This window comes from Aeromonas sp. CD (assembly GCF_033349375.1).
GTDB lineage: Bacteria > Pseudomonadota > Gammaproteobacteria > Enterobacterales > Aeromonadaceae > Aeromonas > Aeromonas hydrophila.
Genome location: NZ_CP137631.1, coordinates 3384865 through 3410866, shown reverse-complemented (window position 1 = coordinate 3410866; position 26002 = coordinate 3384865). Strand labels below are relative to the sequence as shown.

The window sequence follows — 26002 nt, the reverse complement described above, 5'->3', positions numbered from 1 at the left end:
TCCATACAGTAAAGAGTCGACCCGCAACAGGATGCGCAGGAACGTCAGGCGTGGGTCAGAACAGCTTGCTGCCCCAGCCGAGCTTGTTGCGCAGCACGTGGAAGTAGCTGTAATCGAGCGGATGCACCAGATGCAGCTTGTGGCTGCTCTTCTTGATGAGGATCTCGTCCCCCGGGTGGACCGCCAGGGTCACCTGACCGTCGCAGCTCACCTGCATGGCGTCGTCCTGATTGTCCGGTGAGACCAGCAGCCGCACTTCGCTGTCGGCGTCCAGCACGATGGGGCGGCTGCTCAGGGTGTGCGGGAACATGGGCACCAGCGTGATGGCGTTGAGCTTGGGGGTGAGGATGGCGCCCCCCGCCGACAATGAGTAGGCGGTGGAGCCGGTGGGGGTGGCCACTATGATGCCGTCCGAGCGCTGGCTGTACATGAAGCTGCCATCGATGTAGACCTCGAACTCGATCATGTGGGCAATCTTGCCCGGGTGCAGCACCGCTTCGTTGACCGCCAGATTGTTGGACTTGCGCTCGCCATGGCGATAGACCGCCGCCTCCAGCAGGAAGCGGTGCTCGCTCTTGTAGTGGCCGCACAGCACCTGCTCCAGCGGCAGCAGGTAATCCTGCGGCGAGAGATCGGTCAGAAAACCGAGATTGCCCCGGTTCACCCCGATCACCGCCACGTCGAAGCGCGACAGCACCCGCGCGGCCCCCAGCATGTTGCCGTCACCGCCGACCACGATGGCGAGATCCGCCTGCTGGCCCAGCTGCACCAGGTCCATCACGTTCTCGTCCATGATGCCGAGGGCATGGGCCACCCGGCTCTCCACCAGTACTCGAAAACCGCGGGTGGCCAGGTATTGATGCAGGCCGGTCAGGGTCTGGTTGGCCCCTTCGTGGTGGGGTTTGCCAATCAGGGCGATGGTTTTGAACGGAGAATCCATAGTCTGTCGGGTCTGGGATGAGTATTGGGGGGAGTATACCGCGCTTTGGGGGGGATTTGTCTGCCACCGGCTGGTCTGGCCGCAGCGGATGCGGGGAAAAAGCCCCAAATTGCCCGCCACCGCACGCTCTTGGCGATAATGGCGCCCTTTTCCCCTTGAAAGCCGGGGATCCATCCCCATAATAGCGCCAACATAGTCGGCCCATTGCCGCCCGGTCGCTCAACCGGGTGGTCGGGCCCTCAATAAGTAACCCCGGAATTGGAGATGTCATGAACCACGAAGAACAAAAGGTTGAAGCGATGGAGCAAGTGGAAGTCCAGCCAGTCGAGCCGACCGATGTAGACAGTGAAGTGACAGCCGAGCAGGCCCGCATTGCCGAGCTTGAGGCACAACTGGATGCCGCCCAGCAAGCCTCCCTCGAGGAGCGCGAGCGTGCCATTCGTGCCGTCGCCGAGATGGAAAACCTGCGTCGCCGTGCGGCCCAGGACGTGGAGAAGGCCCACAAGTTCGCGCTGGAGAAATTTGCCGCCGAGCTGCTGCCGGTACTGGACAACCTGGAGCGTGCCATCGAGCTGGCCGACAAGGAAAACGAGGCGCTCAAGCCGATGATCGAAGGGGTCGAGCTGACCCTGAAGTCCATGCAGAGCTCGGTCGGCAAGTTTGGCCTCAATCCGCTGGATCCGCTCAATCAGCCGTTCGATCCCAATGCCCATCAGGCGATGAGCATGATCGAGAATGCCGAGCTTGCCCCCAACACCGTCATTGCGGTGATGCAGAAGGGTTACGAGCTCAACGGCCGCGTCATTCGTCCGGCCATGGTGATGGTTTCCAAGGCCCCGGCCTGAGCCCCATCGCTGTGCTGAGCCCGCCGCTCGGCGGGCTTTTTATTGGCAAGTGCCCTGGCCCTGTGGTCGCCGGGTGCACAGATAGCCGGTCTTCATCCTGCCAATGGCAATGAATGAAGGCAGGTTTTTTCAGGGCGGGGCTTGAAGCGGCGGCTTGCGACCCCATATAGGATGCAAGGCCACGGCGGCACAAAAAATTTGATGCCGGGAGCTTGAAAGCCAGATTGGCAGCCCCCACCTAGCCGTTAACGCATTAAGGCGAGCCCCTCGCCAGTTTATTCAAAGTATTTGGAGATTCGTCAAATGGGTAAAATCATCGGTATTGACCTGGGTACTACCAACTCCTGCGTCGCTATTCTGGATGGCGACCATGCTCGCGTGATCGAGAACGCGGAAGGCGACCGTACTACTCCGTCCATCATTGCCTATGCCGATGACGGCGAAATCCTGGTTGGTCAGCCGGCCAAGCGCCAAGCCATCACCAACCCGAAGAACACGCTGTTCGCTATCAAGCGTCTGATCGGCCGTCGTTTCGAAGATGACGAAGTACAGCGCGATCTGGAGATCATGCCGTACGCCATCGCCAAGGCCGACAACGGTGACGCCTGGGTAGAAGTCAAAGGCAAGAAAATGGCACCGCCGCAGATCTCTGCCGAAGTGCTGAAGAAAATGAAGAAGACCGCCGAAGATTATCTGGGCGAGCCGGTGACCGAAGCGGTCATCACAGTGCCGGCCTACTTCAACGATGCCCAGCGTCAGGCTACCAAGGATGCCGGTCGCATCGCCGGTCTGGATGTAAAACGCATCATCAACGAACCGACTGCCGCGGCTTTCGCCTACGGCGTGAACAAGGTCAAGGGCGAGCGCAAGGTTGCCGTGTATGACCTGGGTGGCGGTACCTTCGACATCTCCATCATCGAGATCGACGAAGTGGAAGGCGAGACCACCTTCGAAGTACTGGCGACCAACGGTAACACCCACCTGGGTGGTGAAGACTTCGACAACCGCGTCATCAACTATCTGGTTGAAGAGTTCAAGCGCGAGCAGGGCATCGACCTGCGCAAAGATCAGCTGGCCCTGCAACGTCTGAAAGACGCGGCCGAAAAAGCCAAGATCGAGCTCTCTTCCGCCCAGCAGACCGACGTGAACCTGCCGTACATCACTGCAGATGCCACCGGTCCGAAGCACATGAACATCAAGGTGACCCGCGCCAAGCTGGAATCCCTGGTGGAAGACATGGTGAAAGACTCCCTGGAGCCGGTCCGTGTCGCCCTGAAAGACTCTGGTCTGGCCGTTGGCGAGATCGACGACGTCATCCTGGTAGGCGGTCAGACCCGTATGCCGATGGTGCAGAAGGCTGTTGCCGACTTCTTCGGCAAAGAGCCGCGCAAAGACGTCAACCCGGACGAAGCCGTGGCCATGGGTGCTGCCATCCAGGGTGCCGTACTGTCCGGTGACAAGACCGACGTACTGCTGCTGGACGTGACCCCGCTGTCGCTGGGTATCGAAACCATGGGCAGCGTGATGACTGCGTTGATCGAGAAGAACACCACCATCCCGACCAAGAAGTCCCAGGTGTTCTCCACTGCCGAAGACAACCAGTCTGCCGTGACCATTCACGTGCTGCAGGGTGAGCGCAAGCGCGCCAGCGACAACAAGTCTCTGGGCCAGTTCAACCTGGAAGGCATCCGTCCGGCACCGCGTGGTCTGCCGCAGATCGAAGTGACCTTCGACATCGACGCCAACGGCATCCTGCACGTCTCCGCCAAAGACAAGGAGACCAACAAGGAGCAGAAGATCACCATCCAGGCCTCCTCTGGTCTGTCTGATGACGAGATCGAACGCATGGTACGCGAAGCCGAAGCCAACGCGGCCGAGGACAAGAAGTTCGAAGAGCTGGTGCAGACCCGCAACCAGGCTGATGGTCTGGTCCACTCCGTCCGCAAGCAGATCACCGAAGCCGGTGAAGCCCTGCCTGCCGACGACAAGACCAAGATCGAAGCTGCGCTGAGCGAGCTGGAAAGCGCCATCAAGGGTGACGACAAGGCTGCCATCGAAGCCAAACAGCAGGCTCTGCTGGAAGCGTCCCAGAAGCTGATGGAAATTGCCCAGCAGCAGGCTCAGGCGCAAGGTGCCGCCGGTGCTGATGCCGGTCAGTCCTCTTCTTCCGCCAAGGCTGACGACGACGTGGTCGACGCCGAGTTCGAAGAAGTGAAAGACGACAAGAAGTAAGCCCGACCCAGATGGGCGAAGCAGGCTTCGCCCATCGGCTTAGTCAATGAATTTACGGGCGTTGGGTAACCAACGCCCGTCTGCGTAACTGCTGATATAGCAACAGGATGAGTATGTCGAAGCGCGATTTCTACGAAGTGCTCGGGGTATCCAAGGATGCCGACGAACGCGAGATCAAGAAGGCGTACAAGCGTCTGGCCATGAAGTATCACCCTGACCGCAACCAGGGCGATGCCGGGGCCGAAGAGAAGTTCAAAGAGGTCAAGGAAGCCTACGAGATCCTGACCGATGCCAATCTGCGTGCCCGCTATGACCAGTACGGCCACGCCGGCGTGGATCAGAGCCAGGGTGGCGGTGGCCACGGCGGCTTTGGTGGCGGCGCCGATTTCGGCGACATCTTCGGCGACGTGTTTGGCGATATTTTTGGTGGCAGCCGTGGCGGCGGCCGTCGTGGCCCGGCCCGTGGCTCCGACCTGCGCTACACCATGGAGCTGACGCTGGAAGAGGCGGTACGCGGGGTCTCCAAGGAGATCAAGGTGCCGACCCTGGTCCACTGTGAAGTCTGTAACGGCTCCGGTGCCCACACCGGCAGCTCGGCCCAGACCTGCCCGACCTGCCACGGCTCCGGCCAGGTGCAGATGCGTCAGGGCTTCTTCGCGGTGCAGCAGGCGTGCCCGCACTGCCACGGTCGCGGCAAGATCATCAAGGATCCGTGCCGCAAGTGTCATGGCGAGGGTCGCTACCAGAAGACCAAGACCCTGTCGGTCAAGATCCCGGCTGGCGTCGACACTGGCGATCGCATCCGTCTCTCCGGTGAAGGGGAAGCGGGGGAAGCCGGTGCACCGGCGGGCGATCTGTACGTACAGGTGCACGTCAAGGAGCACGAGATCTTCGTGCGTGACGGCAACAACCTCTACTGCGAAGTGCCCATCAGCTTTACTGCGGCAGCCCTGGGGGGCGAGATCGAAGTGCCGACCCTGGATGGCCGGGTCAAGCTCAAGGTCACCCCGGAAACCCAGACCGGCAAGATGTTCCGCATGCGGGGCAAGGGCGTGAAGTCAGTGCGCTCCGGCCAGGTGGGGGATCTGATGTGCAAGGTGGTGGTGGAGACCCCGGTCAAGCTGACCGAGTCCCAGAAAGAGCTGCTGCGCCAGCTGGACGAGTCCTTCAGCGGCGCCGCCGCCAAGACCCACAAGCCGAAATCGGAAGGTTTCTTCGAAGGGGTGAAACGCTTCTTCGACGATCTGACCAGCTGATTTTCGCGACCCAGATAAAAAGAGCCGGCCCTGTGCCGGCTCTTTTTTTGCCCCTGTTTTAGCAAGATCCCCGCTTATTGAGTGGATCCCTATGAGGGATCTTCCTCACAACTTCCGCCAATTCCTGCTGTACGAATGTTATCCCGCTCACACTGCAGCTGAAACGGTTTAGCTGACGTATTGAGTTAGCTAAATTGGTTTAGCTATGCTCTCGTCATCGATAACAACAGGCCCGACCGGGCAACAGATGACAGGTGAGGACGATGATGATGTGCAAGAACAAGTTGGCGCTGGCGGTAGCGCTGGGATTGGGGATGAGCAGCCCGCTGTGGGCGGCGGATGGCGGTATCGAGGCCCGTCTGGCGGCGCTGGAGGCGCGGGTGCAGGCAGCCGAGGCGCGCGCCACCGCTGCCGAAGCGCGGGCCGACGAGGCCCAGAGCAAGGCAAACGAAGCGCGCGAAACGGCCGTGGTGGCCAAGGCCCAGAGCGAGAAGGTGGACAAGCAGACCGCCGGGGCCCAGGGCTTCGAGTTCCACGGCTATGCCCGCTCGGGCCTCTTGGTCAACGGCAATGGCAATGGCAATGGCAACGGGGGCCGCGGCGGCCCCTACATCACCCCGGCCGGCTCGGTGGGCGGCGCCGTGGGTCGCCTTGGCAACGAAGATGACACCTACATGGAGGCCAATCTGCTGAAGACCCAGACCTTCGCCGATGGCAGCTGGGCCCGCTACAAGCTGATGCTGGCGGACGGGGTGGAGACCAGCAACGACTGGACCGCCAGCGATTCGAGCCTCAACACCCGTCAGGTGTTTGCCGAGATCGGCAATCTGGCGAGCTTCGACGGCCCCTTCAATAATGCGGTGCTGTGGGCGGGCAAGCGCTTTGACCGCGACAACTTCGACATCCACTGGCTCGACTCGGACGTGGTGTTCCTGGCCGGTACCGGCGGCGGTGTCTACGATGTGCAGCTGGCCGACAGCTGGAAGGCCAACTTCTCTCTCTATGGGCGCGACTACGGCGACATCAGCGCCAGCGCTCTCTCCGACATCGAGAGCTACATCCTCACCATGAACAACCGCGTTGGCAACTGGCAGTGGATGGTGAACGGCCTCTCCGCCAAGGACAACGAGACCCGCATCAACGATGGCGGCGCGGGCAGCGAAGCGGCGAACAAGGGGGCGCACACCCTGCTGGCCTACCACGCCGACAGCTTCTTTGGCATCAACCCCGGCTTCTCCAAGGCGGCGGTGCTGTATGGTCATGGCCTGGGTGCCGAGCTCAAGGGGCTGGGCTCCGACAGCGAGCTGCTGCCGGACGCCGATGCGGTGCGGGTCGCCGTGTTTGGCGCCACCGATCTCGCCCCGCGTTGGCGTATCGCCCCGGCCCTGCTGGCCGAGCAGAGCAAGGATCGTTACGTGAAGGGAGACGAATACCGCTGGGTGACCCTCAATGGCCGGCTGGCCCAGGTGCTGAGCCAGAACGTCGAGCTGGTCTACGAGGCGACCTGGCAGTACATGGATCTGGATCCCAAGGGTTACAAGAGTCGCCAGGCGGTGAGCGGTGACTTCACCAAGCTCACCTTCGCCCCCACCTTCAAGGCGCAGACCGCCGGTTTCTTCGAGCGGCCCGAGTTGCGGGTGTTCGCCACCTGGATGGACTGGTCTTCCGAGCTCGACCACTACGCCAGCAACGATGCCATGGGCCAGAGCAACTTCACCGCCGGCGGTGAATGGAACTTTGGCGTGCAGATGGAAACCTGGTTCTAGTTCGTTATCCCGATCACAAAAATGGCCGCTGGTGCCGGGATCTGTTGGTTGGCTAAAACGGTTTAGCTGATAATGCCAGCCAACAGAACAGAGTCCGGGTTTGGCAGTCGATCCGATGCAGCAGTGGAGTAGCAAGGTGACGAATCGTGTGTGGGTAATGGGGGATGCGGTGGTGGACTTGATCCCGGAAGGGGAGCGGCACTACCTCCAGTGTCCGGGTGGCGCGCCGGCCAATGTGGCGGTCGGCGTGGCGCGGCTTGGCGGTGAGGCGGCCTTTATCGGCCGGGTCGGTTGCGATCCGTTCGGCCGCTTCCTGGCCAAGACCCTGAGCGGGGAGGGGGTGGATATCGCTGCGCTGCGGCTCGATCCAGACCATCGCACCTCTACCGTGTTGGTGGCACTGGATGACGAGGGGGAGCGCAGCTTTACCTTCATGGTGCGCCCCAGTGCCGACCAGTTCCTCACCCCGAATGAGTTGCCCCGCTTCGACGCCGGTCAGTGGCTGCTCACCTGCTCCATTGCGCTGGCCAACGAACCGGTGCGCGGCAGCTGCCTGCAGGCCATGGCGGCCATCAAGGCGGCCAGGGGACGGGTCTGTTTTGACCCCAACCTGAGGCCCGAGGTGTGGGGCAACCCCGCCGAGATGCTGCCGCTGGTGCGCGAAGCCATCGCGCAGGCAGATGTGGTCAAGCTGTCGGTGGAGGAGCTGCAACTGCTGAGTGGTCTGGATGATCTGGCGGCGGGGCTCGCCACCATGGCGGGGCCGGCGCTGGTGCTGGTGACCCGGGGGGCGGCCGGTGTGGTGGCCCGTCTGGGTGGCGAGCTGCTGGAGTGGGTAGGGCCGAAAGTGACCCCGCTCGATACCACGGGGGCGGGGGACGCCTTCGTCGCTGGTCTGCTGGCGGCCCTGGCCGGGCGTTCGTCGCTGCCGACGCTGGCCGAGCTGCCCGCCATCCTGGCCCAGGCTCACGGCTGCGGGGCGCTTGCCACCACCGCCAAGGGGGCGATGACGGCGCTGCCGACCCGCACCGAACTGGATGAATTTTTGCGATCAGGCGCAAGCGGCTGTTGATCCGCGGCTAGAAGCCCGGCTCGACAGCCCCTACTCTCATGTGACAAGGGCCCGCCAGCGCGGCGGGTCATAAGAGGAAGAATATGAATATCAGTGCGATAGCCAAGGATCTGGTGCCCCTGCTCGGGGGCAGGGAGAACATCGTCAGCGCCGCCCACTGCGCCACCCGGCTGCGGCTGGTGCTGGCCGATGACAGCAAGGTGAACAAGGCCGCCATCGACAAGCTGGAGGGGGTCAAGGGGTGCTTCAGCAACGCGGGCCAGATCCAGGTGATCTTCGGCACCGGCCTGGTCAACAAGGTCTATGCGGAGTTCGTGGCGCTGACCGGGACCGGCACCGCCAGCAAGGCGGAGCTGACCGACATGGCGACGGCCAAGCTCAACGTGGCCCAGCGGCTGGCGCGGACCCTCTCCAATATCTTCGTGCCGATCATTCCGGCCATCGTCGCTTCCGGCCTGCTGATGGGGCTGCTCGGCATGGTGCGCACCTACGGCTGGGTCAACGCCGACAGCGCCCTGTTCGTCATGCTCGACATGTTCAGCTCGGCGGCCTTCATCATTTTGCCGATCCTGATCGGCTTTACGGCGGCGCGGGAGTTTGGCGGCAATCCGTACCTCGGGGCGACCCTCGGCGGCATTCTCACCCACCCGGCGCTGACCAACGCCTGGGGGGTGGCCGGTGGCTTCAAGACCATGGACTTCTTCGGGCTGGACGTGGCCATGATCGGCTATCAGGGCACCGTCTTCCCGGTGCTGCTGGCGGTCTGGTTCATGTCCCACCTGGAGAAACAGCTGCGAAGGCGCATTCCGGACGCGCTGGATCTGATCCTCACGCCGTTTCTCACCGTCATCATCACCGGCTTCGTGGCGCTGCTCTTTATCGGCCCGGCCGGGCGGGTGTTGGGGGATGGGATCTCGTTCGGTCTGAGCGCCCTCTATGAGCAGGCGGGCTGGCTGGCGGGGCTGGTGTTCGGCGGCACCTATTCACTGATCGTCATTACCGGCATCCACCACAGCTTCCACGCCATCGAGGCGGGGCTGCTGGCCAATCCGCAGATCGGCGTCAACTTCCTGCTGCCCATCTGGGCCATGGCCAACGTGGCGCAGGGCGGGGCTTGTCTGGCGGTCTACTTCAAGACCCGGGACGTCAAGATCAAGGCCATCACGGTGCCGGCGGCCATGTCCTGCCTGCTCGGCATCACCGAAGCGGCCATCTTCGGTGTCAACCTGCGCTACATCAAGCCCTTCCTGGCCGGTCTGTTCGGCGGGGCCTGCGGCGGCGCCTACGTGGTGGCGGCCAAGGTCGGCATGACGGCGGTGGGGCTGACCGGCATTCCCGGCATGGCCATCGTCCAGCCCATGAGCCTCATCCACTACATCGTCGGGTTGGTGATCGCCTTTGGCGCCGCCTTCGTCGCCTCCTACCTGCTCAAGTACAAGGTGGAGTGATGAAGGACGTTGCACTGCTCAACCAGATTGTCCGGTCGCTGCTGGCCGGACAGCTCAAGGCGGCAGCCGATCCCCATCGGCCCCGCTGGCACCTGGCGGCCCCGGTGGGGCTGCTCAACGACCCCAACGGCTTCATCGAGCACGGCGGGTGCTACCACCTCTTCTACCAGTGGAACCCGCTCGGTTGCGAGCACCGCAACAAGGGCTGGGGGCACGTCACCTCCACCGATCTGTTGCACTGGCAGCACGAGCCAGTGGCGCTGCTGCCCACCGAGGAGTATGAGAGCCACGGCTGCTATTCGGGCTCGGCGGTGAGCGACGAGCAGGGGTGCCTGACCCTCATCTATACCGGCAACGTCAAATACCCGGACGGCAGCCGCACCGCCTATCAGTGTCTGGCCCGCGCCGATGGTGAGGGCGGTTTTGCCAAGCTGGGCCCCGTACTGGAATTGCCTGAAGGCTACAGCGGCCATGTGCGCGACCCCAAGGTGTGGCACGACGGCCAGCAGTGGCTGATGGTGCTGGGTGCTCGCACCCAGGATGACAAGGGTGAAGTGCTGCTCTATCGCGGCGAGACCCTGCAAAGCTGGCAGCGGGTGGGCCCCATCGCCGGTAGCGGGCGCGGGGGGCTCGGTGAGTTTGGTTATATGTGGGAGTGCCCGGATCTGTTTGCGCTTGGTGAGCGCCATGTGCTGATTAGCTGCCCGCAGGGGATTGCCCCCCGGGGAGAGGATTATCGCAACCTCTACCAGTGCGGCTGGCTGGCGGGCAGTTTCGATGGCACGCACTTCGTGCACGGGGATTTCCACGAGCTGGACCGGGGCTTCGAGCTCTATGCCCCCCAGACCACTCTGGATAGCCAGGGGCGGCGCTTGCTGTTCGGCTGGTTGGGACTGCCCGAAGAGAACGAGATGAGTCAGCCCACCATCCCCTATGGCTGGTTGCACCAGATGAGCTGCCCGCGGGAGCTGTTCTGGCAAGGCGACTGGCTCTGCCAGCGGCCGGTGGCGGAGATCGCGGCCCTCAAGGGGGCTCCGACCCGCTTCGAGGGAGCGCCGGGCGAGCTGCCTGCCCTGGCCATCGACTCGGCCTGGCTCGATCTGGCGCTGTGCGGCGAGGGAAGCCTCTGGTTTGGCGCCGTGGCCGAGCTATGCTGGCAGCCGGGGCGCCTGGTGCTGCGCCGCCTGAACTGGCAGAGCGGAGCGTGGGAGGAGCGATGCTGCCCCTGGCAGGGCGGCGGCATCACCGTCTTGTGCGATCGATCCAGCCTCGAGTGTTTCGTCGATGGCGGCCGCCATACCCTGTCGGCGCGCTACTTCCCGGGACCGGGGCCGCAGCTTGCGCCGGGCAAACAGGTCGCGGGCGGCAAAATTTGCCTCGATCACTGGCCGCTGGCGGCCTGCCTAGTACAATAGCCCGGTGTCAGTTTGCCGGGAGGCCAGGTGGAGAAGAAGAAACGGATCACGATTGCCCAGATAGCCGAGTTGGCGGGGGTGTCCAAGGCGACCGCCAGTCTGGTGCTCAACGGCAAGAGTGCGGAGTACCGCATCGCCGATGACACCCGCAAGCGGATCCAGGCGGTGGCGGACGAGTGCCACTACCAGCCGAGCTTTCATGCCCGTGCCCTGCGCGAGACCCGCAGCTACACCTGGGGGCTGGTGATCCCCGATCTCACCAACTTCGGTTTTGCCAGCATCGCCCGCGCCCTCGAGGCCCACTGCCGGGAGGCCGGGATCCAGCTGCTCATCGCCTGCTCCGAGGATGATCCCACCTTGGAGCAGCGGGTGGTGGACAACCTCATCAGCCGCCAGGTGGATGGCCTCATCGTCGCCTCCAGCGGCCACAGCGACGATATCTATGCCCGCATTCACGACCGTCTGCCGGTGGTGCAGCTCGACCGCCACATCGGCGAGTCGCGTCTGCCCATGGTGATCTCCGATGCCTGCAAGGCCACCGCCGAGCTGGTGCAGGAGATGGCCGGTCAGTGCGGCGAGGAGATCTACTACTTCGGCGGCCTGCTGGATCTCTCCCCCAGCCGTCACCGGCTGGCGGGCTACGAGCTTGGGCTGCACCGCGCCGGTCTGGAGGCTGACTCGACCCGGGTGCGCCACCGCGACTACCAGCCAAGCTCGGGCTATCAGTTGATGGCCGAGCTGGTGGCCGAGCTAGGTGCGCCGCCCAAGGGGCTCTTCACCGCCTCCTTTACCCTGCTGGAGGGGGTGCTGCGCTACCTCAACGAGGCGGGGCTGATGGAGACGGGCATGCGGCTGTGCACTTTCGATGATCACGACCTGCTCGACTGCATACCCATGCACATCGACTCGGTGGCTCAGGATTGCCCGGCCCTGGCCCGGGCGACCTTCGAGCTGATGCAAAAGCTTATTGCGGGCAACCCGCCGTCCCAGACCGCTCAGGTGATCAATCCGCGTATTCGCCGGCGCAGTCAGCGGGCTGCCCGGGTCGCCTGAGTTCCTCGCATCCTGAAAAAGCAAAAGCCCCGCCGGCAATGGCGGGGCTTTTGCATTTTCAATGGCGGAGTCTGGTGTCAGTCGGTGGTACTGGCGCGCCAGAACACCTGCTTGATGTGGGGGTGGATGCCGAGCTTCACCATCAGGGCGTCGAGCTCGTCGCCATCGATGGAGGTAGCCAGCAGCACCGCGGAAATTTCCAGATCCCGCTCGCCGAAGGGCTCGATGTCGAGCTCGCTCAACGGGTAGTTGGCCTGCTCCAGCATCTCTTCCAGCCAGTGCAGTACCTCCTTCTGGTACTCGCGCTGGGTGAGGGCTGTCACCCGGTAGGTCACCTCGGTATCTGTGTTGTCCACCGGACGGCGGTTGATCTGGTTGACCAGCGGGCGCAGCAGGGTGTTGGCGGCCAGCACGAACAGGGCGCCGAGGATCGCCTCCATGGCCAGCCCGGCCCCGCTGGCGGCGCCGACCGCCGCCACGCCCCACAGGGTGGCCGCGGTGTTGATGCCGCGGATGTTGCCGGACTCGCGCATGATGACGCCGGCGCCGAGAAAGCCGATACCGGAGACGATGTAGGCCACCACGTGCACCACCCCATAGGTGCCGCCGTGCAGGTCATAGATGCGCTGGGCCAGGTTGACGAACAGGGCCGCGCCCACCGCCACCAGCACGTTGGTGCGCAGGCCCGCGGTGCGCTGGCGGTACTGGCGCTCCAGTCCCACCAGGCTGCCCAGCACGAAGGCCAGCAGCAGGCTGGCCAGGGTGTCGAGCAGAGAGATCATGTCGAATTGCTGCCACATTCTCATGGCGTACTCCTTCTGTTGCAGATGGCCTTTCTGAAGGCGGGCGAGGGTATGGTCCCCCCGCCAACGGCCCCGTGCGAGCAGGCCATGAGTTGACGAGAAACACGCACGAGGCGCCCGGCCCGTCCATCCAGGATGGCGGGCAGGGCGGTGAAACGGATTGAAAGGGGCCAGCATGGCTGGCCCCGGATATCAGTCGTGCACGATCAATTGAGCACGAGTTCGGGGTCGCGGCGGGGATGCAGCTCCCAGCGCACCGGGTGATGTACCCCCACCTGATGCACGAACTGCACCAGATAGCGACGCTGGGGCGGGGTGCAGTGCAGGTTGAGCACCAGCTCCCGCCCGCCGCTGCGACCGGGTCGCAGGGACTGCAGGGGTTGCAGGCCCGCCGGTTGCAGGGTGTGGTTCACCAGATCCAGCACCTGCTCCATGTCGGCCCGATCCTCGCAACGGATCTGCAGCCGGTAGTGGTGCTGGCGCGGTTTGCCGCGCAGCCAGAGCGGCAGCAAGCCGCGGCCCAGTCTGCTCAGCAGGGGGTGAGTCCGGTTGGATACGGACAGAGTTGAAACAAAACGCATAGCAGCCTCCTTGTGGGAAGCAGAAACTATGCAGGCAAGGTGTCATGGCAAAGCCAGGTCACCTGACGTCAAGTGTAAAAAAGAGAAGAGGGGAGTGGATTTCCGCTTCTCGCAGGGCTGCGAGCATGCGGCAGAGGAAGACCTGCGGCTAGCTCGCGACCCGGGTACCGACGACGAGGGTCGGTCTACAACTGTCACTTGATGAGTTGCCCACTGATGGTCTCCGCTGTTGATTGACGGCCTGATGGTACTCATCCAGAGCGGTGAGGTAAAGCTTCATCACCCTTTCAGCAACATTTAGATACAAGTTTGTCAATAATCGGGGCCGGCTGGCTACCGCCAGGACGCTGAAAGCGCGGTGAGCACTCTCACCGCTCTCGTTCCACCTTCTGCTCTGACCATCGTTACTCGTCACGCTATTTCAGCCCCAGCCGCTTGAGGAGCATCGCGGCCGGACAGAAGCCGGTGAAGGCGCTCTGGATCAGATTGACCCCGACAAAGACGCTCAGCCAGACAAAGCCCGGGTTCACCCAGGCGGTGAGCAGCAGCGAGAGCAGCAACATGCAGCCCGCGACGACTCTGACTCCGTTATCTACCGTCATGACCTTCTCCCAGTTAATTTAGATATTGCTAATTTAGTGTCGCTTTATACAATAGAACCAAATATCAGCAATTGCTAATTTACTGCCATGAGCCAATTCGACGAGATGAACAGACACGCGACAGCTGCCGCCTCCCTGCTCAAGGCGCTGGCTCATCCCGAGCGGCTGCTGGTGCTCTGCCAGCTGGTGGAGGGGGAGAAGGGGGTCGGGGAGTTGCTGGCTCACAGCCAGCTCGGTCAGTCGGCTTTCTCCCAGCAACTGTCGGTATTGAAGCGCCAGGGTCTTATCCGCTCGCGCAAGGTCTCCCAGCAGATCTACTACTCGCTGTTGAGCGAGGCGGCCGTCGATGTGCTGGCGGCGCTGCAAACCCATTTTTGTCACTCAGAAAATAAGGAATCTCGATGATGGAAAGCCAATGGCTGCTCTCTCTGGGCGGCGGCATGCTGGTGGGGCTCGCGGCCCTGATCCTGATGCTGTTCAACGGCCGGGTGGCCGGGATCAGCGGCATTCTGGCCGGTGCGCTGCAACACAGGGCACCCTGGCGGCTGCTCTTCTTGCTGGGACTGGGGGCGGGGGCCTGGCTGGCGCTGAACCTGGGGTGGGCCAGCATGCCCGCATTCAGCCCCCTGCCCGGCTGGCCACTGGTGCTGCTGGCCGGGCTGCTGGTCGGCATCGGCACCCGCCTTGGCAATGGCTGTACCAGCGGCCACGGCATCTGCGGCATGGGGCGGCTCTCCCTGCGCTCCATCGTCGCCACTCTCACCTTTATGGCGGCTGGCTTTATCACCGTGTTCGTCACTCATCATCTGTTGTAAGGGGCTGCTCGCCATGAAGTTGCTGACAAGTTTGTTTGCGGGTCTGCTGTTTGGTCTGGGTCTTGCCATCTCCGGCATGATAGATCCGGCCCGGGTCATCGGGTTTCTCGACCTGGCGGGTCACTGGGATCCCAGCCTGGCGTTCGTGATGGGCGGGGCACTGCTGGCGTTCATGCCGGGTTACTTCCTGCTGGTCAAACCGCTCAAGCGCAGCCTGCTGGGGGAGCCCATGGCCAGCGTGCCGGCCCCCAAACTGGATCGCCGCCTCATCGGGGGCTCGGCCCTGTTCGGCATTGGCTGGGGGTTGGCGGGGATCTGCCCGGGGCCAGGCTTGAGTCTCATTTCCAGCGGCCAGCCCATGGTACTGTTGTTTGTCGCCGCCATGGTGAGCGGGATCTTGCTGGTGGATCGGGTATGGGACAGACGAGGAGGCCAGCATGGCGCTTCCCGTCCCGCCTGAAGCAACCGGCTTGATCATCGCGCCGGGGCAATGGACTAGGGGCGGCACCCTAATACGGGCCTCCTGGCTGCCGATGATGTTTGCCTGCGTCATTGCCATCCCTGCGGCCGGCCTGTTGGTTGGCCAACTCTTGGCGCAGGTGCCGGATGCACAATGACAGAAGGGCCACCTCGGTGGCCCTTCTCGTTTCACACGTTCAGGTGGCTGGGGCGCTGGGTCAGCGCCCTTTCATCAGCGGGAAGTAGCGCCGGTCGGCCTGGCTCATGTGGCCGACAACCAGCTCCTGAATGATGAAGTTGAGCAACTCGTCGTTGCCCAGGGTGCCCGCCCTGGCGGCGGTCATCAGCTGGCTGGCTTTTTGCAGCAGCAGCTGGTGGTCTTGCTGGTGGCTGGCCAGCTCCGGATAGCCGAGTTCGGCCAGCATCTGCTCTTCAAAGGCGAAGTGGTGGCGGGCCACGTCGAACAGGCTCTCCATGCACTCCAGGAACAGGGCCGGGTGCTCCTGGTGATCCTTCATGTGTTCCAGCAGCCGGTTGGTCAGCACGAACAGCTGACGATGCTCGGCATCGATACGGGGGTGGCCGCATTCGTGGCTGCTCTGCCACACCAGCGAGCCCTGCTCCGGATCCAGCCCGGCGGTGAACAGACAGACCCGGCCCCGCCCTCTGCCCTTGGCCTGATACATGGCCTGATCGGCGTGGTGCATCAGGGTCTTGGGGTCGGTGCCGTGCTCCGGATAGAGCGCCACCCCTATGCTGCTGGAGATGCGCAGCTCCTGCTCCTCGTCGATGCGAAACGGATGGCGCAGGCTCTGGTGCAGATGGTCGGCCACCGCCAGCGCCTCGTCCCCGGTGTCGGGCAGCAGGATCACGAATTCGTCCCCTCCCAGCCGTGCCACCAGATCCCGCTCCCGCACGCAGTGACGCATCCGTTCGGCCACCATGTTGAGCAGCACGTCGCCGGTCTCGTGGCCGAAGGTGTCGTTGATCGGCTTGAAGTGGTCGAGATCGATGAACAGCAGGGCCAGCTGCGCTTCGCTCTCCATGGCCTCTTTCAACCGCTGTTGCAGCAGCCGGCGGTTGGGCAGGTTGGTGAGGGGATCGTAGAAGGCGAGCCGGCGCATCATCTCCTCGCGGGCGGCCCGCTCCGTGATGTCACGGGTCACCCCCAGAATCGCCTCCGGCTCCCCTTGCTCGTTGCCGTGCAGGGTGGTGACCGTTTCGGTGGCCACCAGATGTCCCTCTTTGTGACGCAGCTGGGTACGAATGACGCAGCGGGTCTGCTCGTGGTCGCCGCGTTGCCAGGCGGCGAGGGAACCGCTCAGCTCGGCGCGCAGCTGCTTTCTGGATGTCTCCGGAATAAGCTGCCTGATGGGGAGGGTCAGCACGTCGATCGCCTCGTAACCGCTGAGCGGCAGGATGGCCGGGCTGACGTAGCGAAAGCGCAAGGTGGCGGTGTCCATGGTCCAGATCACGTCGGCGCTGTTCTCCGCCACGAAACGGTAGTGCTGCTCGCTCTGGGCCAGCTCGCGGGTGAGCCGCTGGCGGTCGCGCGCCTCCTGGCGCAGGCGCAGGTAGAGGTAGCAGAAGATGCCGAGCAGGGTCAGCAGGGAGAAGGTCACCAGCATGGCCACCGCCACGCTCTTGTCGAGCAGTTGGCGCTGCTGGCGGATCCGCTCCCGATCCGGGTTGTAGAGAAAGTGCTCGAGGTCTGGCAGGGCCGAGAGCAGGCCGGCCTCGAGGTAGCTTCTGGCGATCTGCTGCCAGCGCTCCGGCTGCATGTAGCCGGGCTCGACCAGATCTGGCTGCATCAGCTCCCGGGTGGCACTGGCTTCGAACTCCAGCTGCTCGCGGCCATAACCGCTCGGGTACTGCTCCATGATCCAGTTGATCATCTCGGCCGGGTTTTCCATGGCATAGCGCCACCCCTTGAGGCTCGCCTGTTGAAAGGCGTAGACCCGCTCCGGCCGGTTGTTCAGCTCGCGCTCCGAGGTGAACAGGTTGTCACCGTAGAAATCGAAGTCGATGCTGCGGGGGGAGAACACCCGGTAGGGGATCCCCATCCGGGCCAGATAGAAGGGCTCGGTGGTGCTGTAAGCACTGATGGCGTCTACCTGGCCGGCGAGCAGCGCCTTCAGCCCCTGTTCATAAGGCAGCTTGCTCCAGCTGCCCGGCGGGGCATGGCGATTGAGGTAGATCTGCAGCTCCTGGGAGCCGGGCTCCAGCATCAGCCGTTTGCCCGCCAGATCCGCCGGTTGGCGAATGTCGGGCCGCTCCAGGGTGAGCAGCACCAGCGGGGAATGCTGCAGCATGGAGGCCAGCACCACGACCTGCTGGCCACTGGCACGCGCCAGCAGCAGATCGCTGCCGCTGACCCCGTACTGGGCATTGCCCGACATCACCTCGTTGACCACATTGGTGCCGGTGACGGCGGGTCGCAGGGTGACATCCAGCCCGGCATCTCGATAGAAGCCTCTGGCCTGGGCCGCGTAATAACCGGCAAACTGGAACTGATGTTGCCAGGGCAGTTGCACCACTATCTTGTCCACCGCCTTGGATGGCAGGGAGAAAAGGGTGCAAAACATCGCTGAACCAAGCATGGGCAGATACCGGAGCAGGCGATGAAGGGAGGAATTTACGACACTCATACTCATTCCTCTCGGGAGACGGGGGTCAGTCCTAGAGTCAAACAATTCCTTGTTGCCCGCAAGGGGGCGAAAGGGCGCTGGAATGGGGGATGCGCAACAGAAAAAAAGATTTCTGTGTCACTCATCACATTTGGCTTTCCTGCTCGGTATTTTTGGCAATTATGCGAATAATTACGGAGCCATATGACCAATAAAAACGGTCGCATTTTAATCGTATTTGCCAGCCGTTTACCTCAATATCAGTGAGTGATTACTTAATTTTCAGCGCAATGCGTCAGCCTGTGTCGCCGTATCAACGGATACATTCATGTTGCTGTCAGATTGTGTCGATCTTTCATTTGTTGCGTTATCAGTCAGTAACAGGCCGAAACAGGCAGAAGGGGGCCGGATCCTGTCGACCCCGGTGTTATGATAGCGACTCTTCCATCCCGATGAGGCCTTCTCATGTCCCGATTGCGTCTGTTGCTGTCCGACTCTCACGACCCCCTGTTCAACCTGGCGGTGGAGGAGTGCATCTTCCGTCAGATGGATCCGAACCAGCGGGTGCTGTTCCTGTGGCGCAATGCCAATACCGTGGTGATCGGCCGGGCCCAGAACCCCTGGAAGGAGTGCAACACCCGTCGCATGGAGGAGGACGGGGTGACGCTGGCTAGGCGCAGCAGCGGCGGCGGCGCCGTGTTTCACGACCTTGGCAACAGCTGCTTCACCTTCATGGCGGGCAAGCCGGAGTACGACAAGAGCATCTCCACCGCCATCGTGCTGGACGCGCTCACGCGGCTCGGGGTCGAGGCGTTTGCCTCCGGGCGCAACGATCTGCTGGTGGCGACCCCGGACGGGGAGCGCAAGGTGTCGGGCTCGGCCTATCGGGAGACCCATGATCGCGGTTTTCACCACGGTACCTTGCTGCTGGACGCAGACCTCGGCCGGCTCGCCAACTACCTCAATCCCGACCCCAAGAAGCTGGCGGCCAAAGGCATCAGCTCGGTGCGCAGCCGGGTGGCCAACCTCTGCGAGCTGCTGCCGGGCCTCGATCACCAACAGGTGAGCGAGGCGCTGCAGGAGGCCTTCTTCAGCCACTATGGCGAGCGGGTGCAGCCCGAGCATATCTCCCCCGAGCAGATGCCCGATCTGCCGGGCTTTGCCGACACCTTCGCCCGCCAGCGCAGCTGGGAGTGGAACTTCGGCCATGCGCCTGCGTTCAGCCATCAGCTGGACGAGCGCTTCGGCTGGGGCGGGGTGGAGCTGCACTTCGACGTGGAGAAGGGGGTGATAGGGCGGGCGCAGATCTTCAGCGACAGCCTGGATCCGGCGCCGCTCGATGCGCTGGCCGCGCGGCTGCCCGGCACGGCCTACCGCGCCGATGCCCTCGACGACCTGCTGCGCCAGTGGCGCAGCGAGTTTGCGGCCCGGGAGCTCGAGCTGGAAGAGCTCTCTCGCTGGTTGCTGGCGGCGCTGCGCTGACGCTTTTCTCGCCGATGGGGCGGGTGGATCACAAAATCAAAAGAGGCGCCCGAAAGGCGCCTTTTTGCCAGCCGCCGTCCGCCCTCATGCATGACAAAAAGTAGGGGAGGCCATTAGATATTGTCGCTGTTTCAAACGGCGACCCAGGGGTATAAGGACTGCACATTTGCTGTACTAATGGTATAAAAATGAGTGACTTGGTCTATTTGAAAGATGAAGGCGTCAACGCCATCCACCCCGAATTCGAACGTCGTTTTGCCACAGTCAAAGCCAACTTCTTCTCGCGCAACCCCGATCTCTGGCCGGTCTTTCGTGAACCCGGTTTTGCCACCCTCAACGAGTTTCGTGCCCGTGGCCTGGCCCCGGCGGCGCGGCTCAATGACTGGCCCGATGGCCGCGCCCGCCTCGCCGACTTGTGCGAGACCATGCCGGTGCCGGCCACCATGCGCACCCCGGGCGAGCCCATGGCCGAGCTGCTGTTTGCCGGCGCCCTGTCCAAAGACTGGGAGAACCCCTCCAGCGTCGAGAACGTCATCACCATGCCGGCGGACCCCGCCATCTACGGCGCCCAGATGGGGATCCTCGCCAACCCGAACCTGGTCTACTCCGAATATGCCGGGGTGGCCGAGGAGCTGGAGAAGAAGGTGGTGCGCCAGATAGCGCTGCTGGCGGGTTACGATCCGGCCCGCGCCACCGGCATCTTCACCCAGGGGGGGACCTTCTGTAACCTCTACGGCTACCTGCTCGGCATCCGCAAGAGCCTGCCGGAGGCCAAGCACAAGGGGCTCGGCCACTATCAGGATTACCGCATCATCAACTCCCAGGGCGGCCACTACTCCAATATCACCAACCTCTCCCTGCTCGGGGTCGACATCGAGAACAAGACCATCCGCATCCAGGTAGGCGAGAACAACGACATCGATCTCGACCACCTGGAGCGCACCCTGACCGCCTGCTTTGCTCTCAAGCACGTGGTGCCCACCATCATGCTCACCATGGGCACCACCGATACCTTCGGGGTGGACCAGGTGAAACCCGTGGTCGAGCTGCGGGATCGGCTGTGCGAGCGGTTCGAGGTGGCGGTCAAGCCGCACATCCACGTCGATGCCGCCATCGGCTGGTCGATGATCTTCTTCCTGGACTACGACTTTGCCGCCAACCCGCTGGCCATCAACAGCGCCACTCTGGCGGGGATCGAGCGCAACGTGAGCCGCTTTGCCGAGCTCAAATACGCCGACTCCTTCACCGTCGACTTCCAGAAGTGGGGCTATGTGCCCTACACCTCCAGCCTGGTGATGATCAAGGAGCAGGACGACCTCAAGGCGATGGAGAACGACCCGGAGAACTTCTCCTACTTTGAGCGGGACATTCAGGGCCAGACCCACCTGCAGTCCACCATCGAGTGCTCCCGCGGGGCGAGCGGCCTGTTCGGCGCCTATGCGGCGCTCAACTACCTGGGGGTGGAGGGCTACCGCACCGTGCTGGCCCACTGCCTGCAAAACGCCAACTATTTCCGCTTCCGGTTAAGCCAGCTCGGCAACGTCAAGCTGGTGGCCCAGGAGAACCAGGGGCCGAGCGTGGGCTTCAAGATCTACAACCCCGAGTGGGTGCAGGACCCCGACGCCGAGTTTGCCTTCGAGCTGGCGCGCAGCCCGGATGCGGCCTACAAGGCGCGCTTGCAGCGCAACACCGACTACCACCGCAGCCTCTTCACCGGGCGCGGCAAGGTGGGGCTCTACACCAACTGGGTGGAGGCCATCGCTCACTCCGACTATGACGCCCGTGGCAAGTACTCCTACATCGCCGGGGAGAAGGCGGTCTTCATGAACCCGGCCTGCGGCCGCGAACAGATAGACGCCTTTATCGACCATATCCGCGGCTGATGGTGCAGCAGCGACGGGGCGCAGGCGGGTTTCCCCCTGCGCCCTGCTTTTTTATACGCCAAGCAATTGAATCAAAAGGGCTTGCTTGCGAATTGCCCGGGAAGTGTGAGGCGCTGCACGTTCCTCCCCTCTGTCTCCCTTTCTGACTTTTATCCCCCTGTTTTTTCCGTACGGTATGGACTCCAACGGGTTGATTTTCAGCCGTGGACATCAACAAAGGAGTCGTTATGGACAAGCACAGACGCAGAGTCACCCTGGGGCTGTTGAGTACCCCCCTGGTCGCCACCCTGGCCGGCTGCAACAGCAGCAATGACAGCCAAGGGAGTGCGGGGGATTTTCGCACCACCCTGACCGACCGGCTGAGCGCCGAGCTGCACGACGAGCAGACGGCCCGCCAGCTGGCCCCCTTCATCGAGGAGGCCTGCTTCAACATGACCCCGTCCCGGGTCGCCATCGACCAGGCTCACTGCGTCATCGCCTTTGCCTTTGGCAACCGCCCCAACGCTTCGGGCAACCCGGATGAACTGGCCGAGCCCGGCCCCATGAACGAGGCGCTGGCCGCCTGCTGCGCGGCCCTCTATCGGCAAAAGCCGGTGCCCATGTACGTGCAGTGGGAGATCGCCCGCTTCCTCGACTCGGCCCGCTATCCCGATATCCCGGCCCGGGATGTCATCTCCATCGAGCCTTACTGGGATGATGAGGGCAAGCTGGTCTACCTCAGTACGGACGGGGTGGTGGAGGCCATCGTCAGGGATTATGCCGGCGGAGAGGCCGCCGCCCTCGGCACGGCGGCCGTCATCGGTCACCGTGACCATGTCAAACGCTGCATCATCACCTGCCGTGCCCGCAAGGTGGCGAGCCATGCCCCGGAGGGGATCGAACTGCCCGTCTGGTATGACGAGCAATCCGATCAACCCTGGACCCGTCGCCGCGACCTCTATGTATTGCAGGACATGTCTGTTCAGTTGCTCGGGATAGCTCAGGCGAATATCGCTCAGGCTTATCCGAACGGCTGAGGAGGCCGCTCGGCGGATAGTGCAGTAGCGGATAGTGCAGTAGCGGATGGTGCAGTAGATGGCGCAGTAAAAGAAAACGGCGGGATGATCCCGCCGTCTTTTATTGAAATGACTCCGCTTACTGTTTCTGGATGGCGGTCACGGTGAGCTTGCCGGCCGGGTTCTCGGCGTGAAAGCGCACCGCATCTCCCACTTTCAGATCCTGGAGCAGGGCCGGATCGGCCACCCGAAAGACCATGGTCATGGCGGGCATCTTGAGGTTGTCGATCGCCTCGTGCTTGATGCCGACCTTGCCGTTGGCCGCGTCGATGCGAGTGATGACCCCCTTGGTCATCATCATCTCGCCCATCTCGCTCATGCCCTCCATTTGCCCCATCTGGCTCATGTCGTGGCCCTGATGGTTCATCATCTCGGCAGCCTGCAGGCTGGTGTGGGTAGCGAGGCCCATCAGCAGGGTCAGTGTCAGCATCTTGTAGTTCATCCTGGTTTCCTTGTTTGGCTTATGGAGTTGCAACGGGGTTGCTGTTTGTCCGCTTGAAAATGGTCTGTTCATCAGAGTGATGACTCCTGCTGATCCGCGGTGGTCAGCTGTTGCAGGGAACGACTGCGCCACAGGTAGTAGGCGGCGGGTAGTACCAAGAGGGTGAGCACCAGCGCACTCACCATGCCGCCAATCATGGGGGCGGCGATGCGTTGCATCACCTCGGAGCCGGTGCCGTGGCTCCACATGATGGGCAGCAGGCCTGCGATGATGGTCACCACCGTCATCATCTTGGGGCGCAGGCGCAGGGCGGCGCCGTGGATCACCGCCCGGTGCAGGCCCGCCTTGTCCGGCTTGCCGCTGGCGAAGAGGTCGTCCCAGGCGTGGTTGAGGTAGACCAGCATCAGGACGCCGGTCTCCACCGCTACCCCGGCCAGGGCGATAAAGCCGACCCCGACTGCCACCGAGAGGTTGAAGTCGAGCAGCCAGAGGGTCCAGATCCCGCCCACCACCGCCAGCGGCAGGGTGGTGAGAATGAGCAGCACCTCCTGGAAGCGGCGAAACGCCAGATAGAGCAGCAGCACTATGATGGCGATGGTGAGCGGCACCACGTAGGCGAGGCGCGCCTTGGCCCGTTCCATGTATTCGAACTGACCGGACCAGGTGAGGGCGTAGCCCGCCGGCAGCACCAGCTGCTTGTCTACCTCGGCCTTGGCCTGTGCCACAAAAGAGCCAATGTCGCGGCCGCGAATGTCGATGTAGACCCAGCCGTTGAGGCGCGCGTTTTCACTGCGTAGCATGGGGGCCTCGTCGCTGATGTAAACCCGCGCCACGTCCGCCAGGGCGATACGCGCGCCGCTCGGGGTGACCACCGGCAGCAGCTCGAGGCTGGCCACCGAGTCGCGATAGCTCTGGGGGTAGCGCAGGTTGATGGGGTAGCGCTCGCGCCCCTCGATGGTCTGGCCCACCTCCATGCCGCCCACTGCGGTGGCGAGCACCGCCTGCACGTCGGCGATGTTGAGGCCGTAACGGGCCGCTTTCAGCCGGTCGATGTCAACCTTCACATAGCGGCCACCCGCCACCCGCTCGGCGTAGACCGATGAGGCGCCCTTCACCTTGCCGACGATCTGTTCAAGCTGTTGGCCGAGCTGCTGGATCACCTTGAGATCGGGCCCCGCAATCTTGATGCCGACCGGGGTCTTGATGCCGGTGGCCAGCATGTCGATGCGGGTCTTGATGGGGGGGACCCAGGCGTTGGTGAGGCCGGGGAAGCGGATGAGGGAGTCGAGCTCTTCTTTGAGCTTCTCCGGGGTCATGTCGGGGCGCCATTGATCGCGGGGCTTGAGCTGGATGCTGGTCTCCATCATCACCAGATCTGCAGGGTCGGTGGCCGATTCGGCGCGCCCCGCCTTGCCGAACACGTTCTGTACCTCGGGTACGGTACGGATCAGCTTGTCGGTCTGCTGCAAAATCTCCCGCGCCTTGCCCACCGAGATATTGGCCGCGGTGGTGGGCATGTACATGATGTCCCCTTCATCCAGCGGCGGAATGAACTCGGAGCCCAGGTATTTGAGCGGCCAGAAGCCCGCCACCATCACCACGGCGGCGATGGCCAGGGTGGTTTTCGGACGGGCCAAGACGGCCTTGAGCAAAGGCACATAGCCCTGGCTCAGCCAGCGGTTGAGCGGGTTGGCCTGCTCCGCCAGTACCTTGCCGCGGATGAAGTAGCCCATGATCACCGGCACCAGCGTGATGGCGAGCCCGGCCGCCGCCGCCATGGCATAGGTCTTGGTGTAGGCGAGCGGGTGGAACATCCGCCCCTCCTGCGCCTCCAGCGCGAACACCGGCAGGAAGCTGATGGTGATGATCAGCAGGGAGAAGAAGATGGCGGGGCCCACCTCGATGCTCGCCTCGGTGATGATACGCCAGCGGTTCTTGTCGGTGAGCGCCTCCCGCTCCATGTGCTTGTGGACGTTCTCGATCATCACGATGGCGCCATCCACCATGGCGCCGATGGCGATGGCGATGCCGCCGAGCGACATGATGTTGGCGTTGATCCCCTGCAGGTGCATCACGATAAAGGCGGTCAAAATCGCAATAGGGAGGGAGATGACCACTACCAGGGATGAGCGCAGGTGGAACAGGAAGGCGAGGCAGACCAGCACCACCACCGCGAATTCCTCCACCAGCTTGCCGGAGAGGTTGTCGATGGCGCGCTGGATAAGGTCGGAGCGATCGTAGACGGTGACCACCTCCACCCCCTCTGGCAGGCTGCTTTTCAGCTGGGCGAGCCGCGCCTTGACCCCGTCGATGGTGTGCTGGGCATTCTCGCCGTAGCGCATGACGATGATGCCGCCCACCACTTCCCCTTCACCGTTGAGCTCGGCCAGGCCGCGCCGGCTCTGGGGGCCGGTGACCACATCCGCCACGTCACCCAGCAGCAGCGGGGCGCCGCGCACAGTGGTACCGAGCGGGATCTGCTTCAGATCCTCCACGCTTTTGAGATAGCCGTTGGAGCGCACCATGTACTCCGCTTCCGCCATCTCGATGACGGAAGCGCCGGTCTCCTGATTGCCCTGCTTGATGGCGGTCTCGATAAGGGAGAGCGGGATGCCGTAGGCGCGCAGCTTGTCCGGGTCGACCCGCACCTGATACTGACGCACCATGCCGCCCACGGTGGCGACTTCGGAGACCCCCTCCACCGTCTGCAACTCGTACTTGAGGAACCAGTTCTGCAGGGAGGTGAGCTCGCTCAGGTCATGCTTGCCGGTTCTGTCCACCAGCGCGTACTGATAGACCCAGCCCACCCCGGTGGCATCGGGGCCGAGCTGGGGACGGGCGGAGGCGGGCAGGTTGGGCGCAACCTGGCTCAAATACTCCAGCACCCGGGCGCGGGCCCAGTAGAGGTCGGTGTTGTCGTCAAACAGCACATAGACGAAGGAGTCGCCGAAGAAGGAGTAGCCGCGCACCGTGGTGGCGCCCGGCACCGCCAGCATGGCGGTGGTGAGCGGGTAGGTCACCTGATCCTCCACCACCTGGGGTGCCTGGCCCGGATAGGCCGTCTTGATGATCACCTGCACGTCGGAGAGATCCGGCAGGGCGTCCACCGGGGTCTGTTTGACCGACCAGAGCCCCCAGGCGGTGAGCATTAGGGTCAACAGCAGCACCAGAAAGCGGTTGCCGATGGACCAGCGAATAATCGACGGGATCATGATTGGGCTCCTTG

Annotated in this window: 22 protein-coding genes; 15 read left to right on the top strand and 7 right to left on the bottom strand. The window is 63.2% G+C overall.

Annotated elements, in window-relative coordinates; genetic code table 11:
- Window positions 1-55: 55 nt before the first annotated feature.
- Window positions 56-940: an NAD(+) kinase gene (gene nadK, locus R2E40_RS15765; protein WP_207138043.1), complete on the bottom strand. Its 885-nt coding sequence runs from the start codon at window positions 938-940 to the stop codon at window positions 56-58.
- Window positions 941-1209: 269 nt separating this feature from the next.
- Here nadK and grpE point away from each other — a divergent pair, with 269 nt between their 5' ends.
- The 8 genes from grpE to R2E40_RS15725 all read left to right on the top strand — a co-directional run bounded on the left by grpE (window position 1210) and on the right by R2E40_RS15725 (window position 12027).
- Window positions 1210-1785 (top strand): nucleotide exchange factor GrpE, encoded by a 576-nt coding sequence (gene grpE, locus R2E40_RS15760; protein WP_318163853.1) that lies wholly within the window; start codon window positions 1210-1212, stop codon window positions 1783-1785.
- 303 nt (window positions 1786-2088) lie between these two features.
- On the top strand, window positions 2089-4017 hold the full coding sequence (dnaK, locus tag R2E40_RS15755) for a molecular chaperone DnaK (protein WP_011706781.1): 1929 nt from the start codon (window positions 2089-2091) through the stop codon (window positions 4015-4017).
- Window positions 4018-4130: 113 nt separating this feature from the next.
- Window positions 4131-5273 (top strand): molecular chaperone DnaJ, encoded by a 1143-nt coding sequence (gene dnaJ, locus R2E40_RS15750; RefSeq protein ID WP_011706780.1) that lies wholly within the window; start codon window positions 4131-4133, stop codon window positions 5271-5273.
- A gap of 263 nt (window positions 5274-5536) precedes the next feature.
- Window positions 5537-7039: a carbohydrate porin gene (locus R2E40_RS15745; RefSeq protein WP_318163852.1), complete on the top strand. Its 1503-nt coding sequence runs from the start codon at window positions 5537-5539 to the stop codon at window positions 7037-7039.
- A gap of 115 nt (window positions 7040-7154) precedes the next feature.
- Window positions 7155-8111, top strand: coding sequence for an aminoimidazole riboside kinase (locus tag R2E40_RS15740; RefSeq protein ID WP_318165569.1), 957 nt, complete (start codon window positions 7155-7157; stop codon window positions 8109-8111).
- An 83-nt stretch (window positions 8112-8194) separates the two neighbouring features.
- A complete protein-coding gene (locus R2E40_RS15735; protein WP_146061607.1) occupies window positions 8195-9559 on the top strand; it encodes a sucrose-specific PTS transporter subunit IIBC in 1365 nt (454 codons plus the stop codon).
- Window positions 9559-10974, top strand: a complete 1416-nt coding sequence (locus R2E40_RS15730) for a sucrose-6-phosphate hydrolase (RefSeq protein WP_318163851.1) — start codon at window positions 9559-9561, stop codon at window positions 10972-10974. The genes R2E40_RS15735 and R2E40_RS15730 overlap by 1 nt, the downstream gene beginning before the upstream one ends.
- A 27-nt stretch (window positions 10975-11001) precedes the next feature.
- Window positions 11002-12027 carry a substrate-binding domain-containing protein gene (locus R2E40_RS15725; RefSeq protein ID WP_318163850.1) on the top strand — a complete coding sequence of 342 codons (1026 nt, stop codon included), beginning with the start codon at window positions 11002-11004 and terminating at the stop codon, window positions 12025-12027.
- 77 nt (window positions 12028-12104) lie between these two features.
- Here R2E40_RS15725 and R2E40_RS15720 read toward each other — a convergent pair whose 3' ends face one another.
- The 3 genes from R2E40_RS15720 to R2E40_RS15710 form a co-directional block, all read right to left on the bottom strand.
- Window positions 12105-12833: an MgtC/SapB family protein gene (locus tag R2E40_RS15720; RefSeq protein WP_024945078.1), complete on the bottom strand. Its 729-nt coding sequence runs from the start codon at window positions 12831-12833 to the stop codon at window positions 12105-12107.
- Window positions 12834-13036: 203 nt separating this feature from the next.
- The gene (locus tag R2E40_RS15715; RefSeq protein WP_029304080.1) at window positions 13037-13411 is read right to left on the bottom strand and encodes a hypothetical protein; all 375 of its coding nucleotides are present in this window, start codon (window positions 13409-13411) and stop codon (window positions 13037-13039) included.
- Between the two features lie 416 nt (window positions 13412-13827).
- Window positions 13828-14013, bottom strand: coding sequence for a DUF2892 domain-containing protein (locus R2E40_RS15710; RefSeq protein ID WP_318163849.1), 186 nt, complete (start codon window positions 14011-14013; stop codon window positions 13828-13830).
- A gap of 87 nt (window positions 14014-14100) precedes the next feature.
- Here R2E40_RS15710 and R2E40_RS15705 point away from each other — a divergent pair, with 87 nt between their 5' ends.
- Genes R2E40_RS15705 through R2E40_RS15690 form a run of 4 tightly spaced genes read left to right on the top strand, consistent with a single transcriptional unit; the run spans window position 14101 to window position 15445 of the window.
- Entirely contained in the window at window positions 14101-14418 is a 318-nt protein-coding gene (locus tag R2E40_RS15705) for a metalloregulator ArsR/SmtB family transcription factor (protein ID WP_318163848.1), read from the top strand.
- Window positions 14415-14828: a YeeE/YedE family protein gene (locus R2E40_RS15700; RefSeq protein ID WP_318163847.1), complete on the top strand. Its 414-nt coding sequence runs from the start codon at window positions 14415-14417 to the stop codon at window positions 14826-14828. The genes R2E40_RS15705 and R2E40_RS15700 overlap by 4 nt, the downstream gene beginning before the upstream one ends.
- Before the next feature lie 13 nt (window positions 14829-14841).
- Window positions 14842-15288, top strand: a complete 447-nt coding sequence (locus R2E40_RS15695; protein WP_318163846.1) for a YeeE/YedE family protein — start codon at window positions 14842-14844, stop codon at window positions 15286-15288.
- On the top strand, window positions 15266-15445 hold the full coding sequence (locus tag R2E40_RS15690) for a hypothetical protein (protein ID WP_318163845.1): 180 nt from the start codon (window positions 15266-15268) through the stop codon (window positions 15443-15445). Before R2E40_RS15695 ends, R2E40_RS15690 begins: the two co-directional genes overlap by 23 nt.
- 60 nt (window positions 15446-15505) lie before the next feature.
- On the opposite strand, the gene R2E40_RS15685 is transcribed toward R2E40_RS15690, so the two are convergent.
- A complete protein-coding gene (locus R2E40_RS15685) occupies window positions 15506-17935 on the bottom strand; it encodes a diguanylate cyclase domain-containing protein (protein ID WP_252615933.1) in 2430 nt (809 codons plus the stop codon).
- A 444-nt stretch (window positions 17936-18379) separates the two neighbouring features.
- Between R2E40_RS15685 and R2E40_RS15680 the strand changes: the two genes are divergently transcribed.
- The 3 genes from R2E40_RS15680 to R2E40_RS15670 all read left to right on the top strand — a co-directional run bounded on the left by R2E40_RS15680 (window position 18380) and on the right by R2E40_RS15670 (window position 22295).
- Window positions 18380-19396, top strand: a complete 1017-nt coding sequence (locus R2E40_RS15680; protein WP_318163844.1) for a lipoate--protein ligase A — start codon at window positions 18380-18382, stop codon at window positions 19394-19396.
- 188 nt (window positions 19397-19584) lie between these two features.
- Window positions 19585-21279 (top strand): pyridoxal phosphate-dependent decarboxylase family protein, encoded by a 1695-nt coding sequence (locus R2E40_RS15675; RefSeq protein WP_318163843.1) that lies wholly within the window; start codon window positions 19585-19587, stop codon window positions 21277-21279.
- A gap of 227 nt (window positions 21280-21506) precedes the next feature.
- Window positions 21507-22295: a hypothetical protein gene (locus tag R2E40_RS15670; RefSeq protein ID WP_101149032.1), complete on the top strand. Its 789-nt coding sequence runs from the start codon at window positions 21507-21509 to the stop codon at window positions 22293-22295.
- 118 nt (window positions 22296-22413) lie between these two features.
- On the opposite strand, the gene R2E40_RS15665 is transcribed toward R2E40_RS15670, so the two are convergent.
- Complete coding sequence (locus tag R2E40_RS15665; RefSeq protein ID WP_318163842.1) at window positions 22414-22776, bottom strand: copper-binding protein; 363 nt, start codon at window positions 22774-22776, stop codon at window positions 22414-22416.
- Between the two features lie 71 nt (window positions 22777-22847).
- Window positions 22848-25988: an efflux RND transporter permease subunit gene (locus tag R2E40_RS15660; protein ID WP_318163841.1), complete on the bottom strand. Its 3141-nt coding sequence runs from the start codon at window positions 25986-25988 to the stop codon at window positions 22848-22850.
- Window positions 25989-26002 lie beyond the last annotated feature (14 nt).

Coding starts and splice junctions, on each gene's coding strand:
- R2E40_RS15665 (WP_318163842.1), bottom strand. CDS start 22,776: ATGAACTACAAGATGCTGACACTGACCCTGCTGATGGGCCTCGCTACC.
- grpE (WP_318163853.1), top strand. CDS start 1,210: ATGAACCACGAAGAACAAAAGGTTGAAGCGATGGAGCAAGTGGAAGTC.
- R2E40_RS15730 (WP_318163851.1), top strand. CDS start 9,559: ATGAAGGACGTTGCACTGCTCAACCAGATTGTCCGGTCGCTGCTGGCC.
- dnaJ (WP_011706780.1), top strand. CDS start 4,131: ATGTCGAAGCGCGATTTCTACGAAGTGCTCGGGGTATCCAAGGATGCC.
- R2E40_RS15700 (WP_318163847.1), top strand. CDS start 14,415: ATGATGGAAAGCCAATGGCTGCTCTCTCTGGGCGGCGGCATGCTGGTG.
- R2E40_RS15705 (WP_318163848.1), top strand. CDS start 14,101: ATGAGCCAATTCGACGAGATGAACAGACACGCGACAGCTGCCGCCTCC.
- R2E40_RS15710 (WP_318163849.1), bottom strand. CDS start 14,013: ATGACGGTAGATAACGGAGTCAGAGTCGTCGCGGGCTGCATGTTGCTG.
- R2E40_RS15735 (WP_146061607.1), top strand. CDS start 8,195: ATGAATATCAGTGCGATAGCCAAGGATCTGGTGCCCCTGCTCGGGGGC.
- R2E40_RS15685 (WP_252615933.1), bottom strand. CDS start 17,935: ATGAGTGTCGTAAATTCCTCCCTTCATCGCCTGCTCCGGTATCTGCCC.
- R2E40_RS15660 (WP_318163841.1), bottom strand. CDS start 25,988: ATGATCCCGTCGATTATTCGCTGGTCCATCGGCAACCGCTTTCTGGTG.
- R2E40_RS15695 (WP_318163846.1), top strand. CDS start 14,842: ATGAAGTTGCTGACAAGTTTGTTTGCGGGTCTGCTGTTTGGTCTGGGT.
- R2E40_RS15740 (WP_318165569.1), top strand. CDS start 7,155: ATGCAGCAGTGGAGTAGCAAGGTGACGAATCGTGTGTGGGTAATGGGG.
- R2E40_RS15670 (WP_101149032.1), top strand. CDS start 21,507: ATGGACAAGCACAGACGCAGAGTCACCCTGGGGCTGTTGAGTACCCCC.
- nadK (WP_207138043.1), bottom strand. CDS start 940: ATGGATTCTCCGTTCAAAACCATCGCCCTGATTGGCAAACCCCACCAC.
- R2E40_RS15715 (WP_029304080.1), bottom strand. CDS start 13,411: ATGCGTTTTGTTTCAACTCTGTCCGTATCCAACCGGACTCACCCCCTG.
- dnaK (WP_011706781.1), top strand. CDS start 2,089: ATGGGTAAAATCATCGGTATTGACCTGGGTACTACCAACTCCTGCGTC.
- R2E40_RS15680 (WP_318163844.1), top strand. CDS start 18,380: ATGTCCCGATTGCGTCTGTTGCTGTCCGACTCTCACGACCCCCTGTTC.
- R2E40_RS15690 (WP_318163845.1), top strand. CDS start 15,266: ATGGCGCTTCCCGTCCCGCCTGAAGCAACCGGCTTGATCATCGCGCCG.
- R2E40_RS15745 (WP_318163852.1), top strand. CDS start 5,537: ATGATGATGTGCAAGAACAAGTTGGCGCTGGCGGTAGCGCTGGGATTG.
- R2E40_RS15675 (WP_318163843.1), top strand. CDS start 19,585: ATGAGTGACTTGGTCTATTTGAAAGATGAAGGCGTCAACGCCATCCAC.
- R2E40_RS15720 (WP_024945078.1), bottom strand. CDS start 12,833: ATGAGAATGTGGCAGCAATTCGACATGATCTCTCTGCTCGACACCCTG.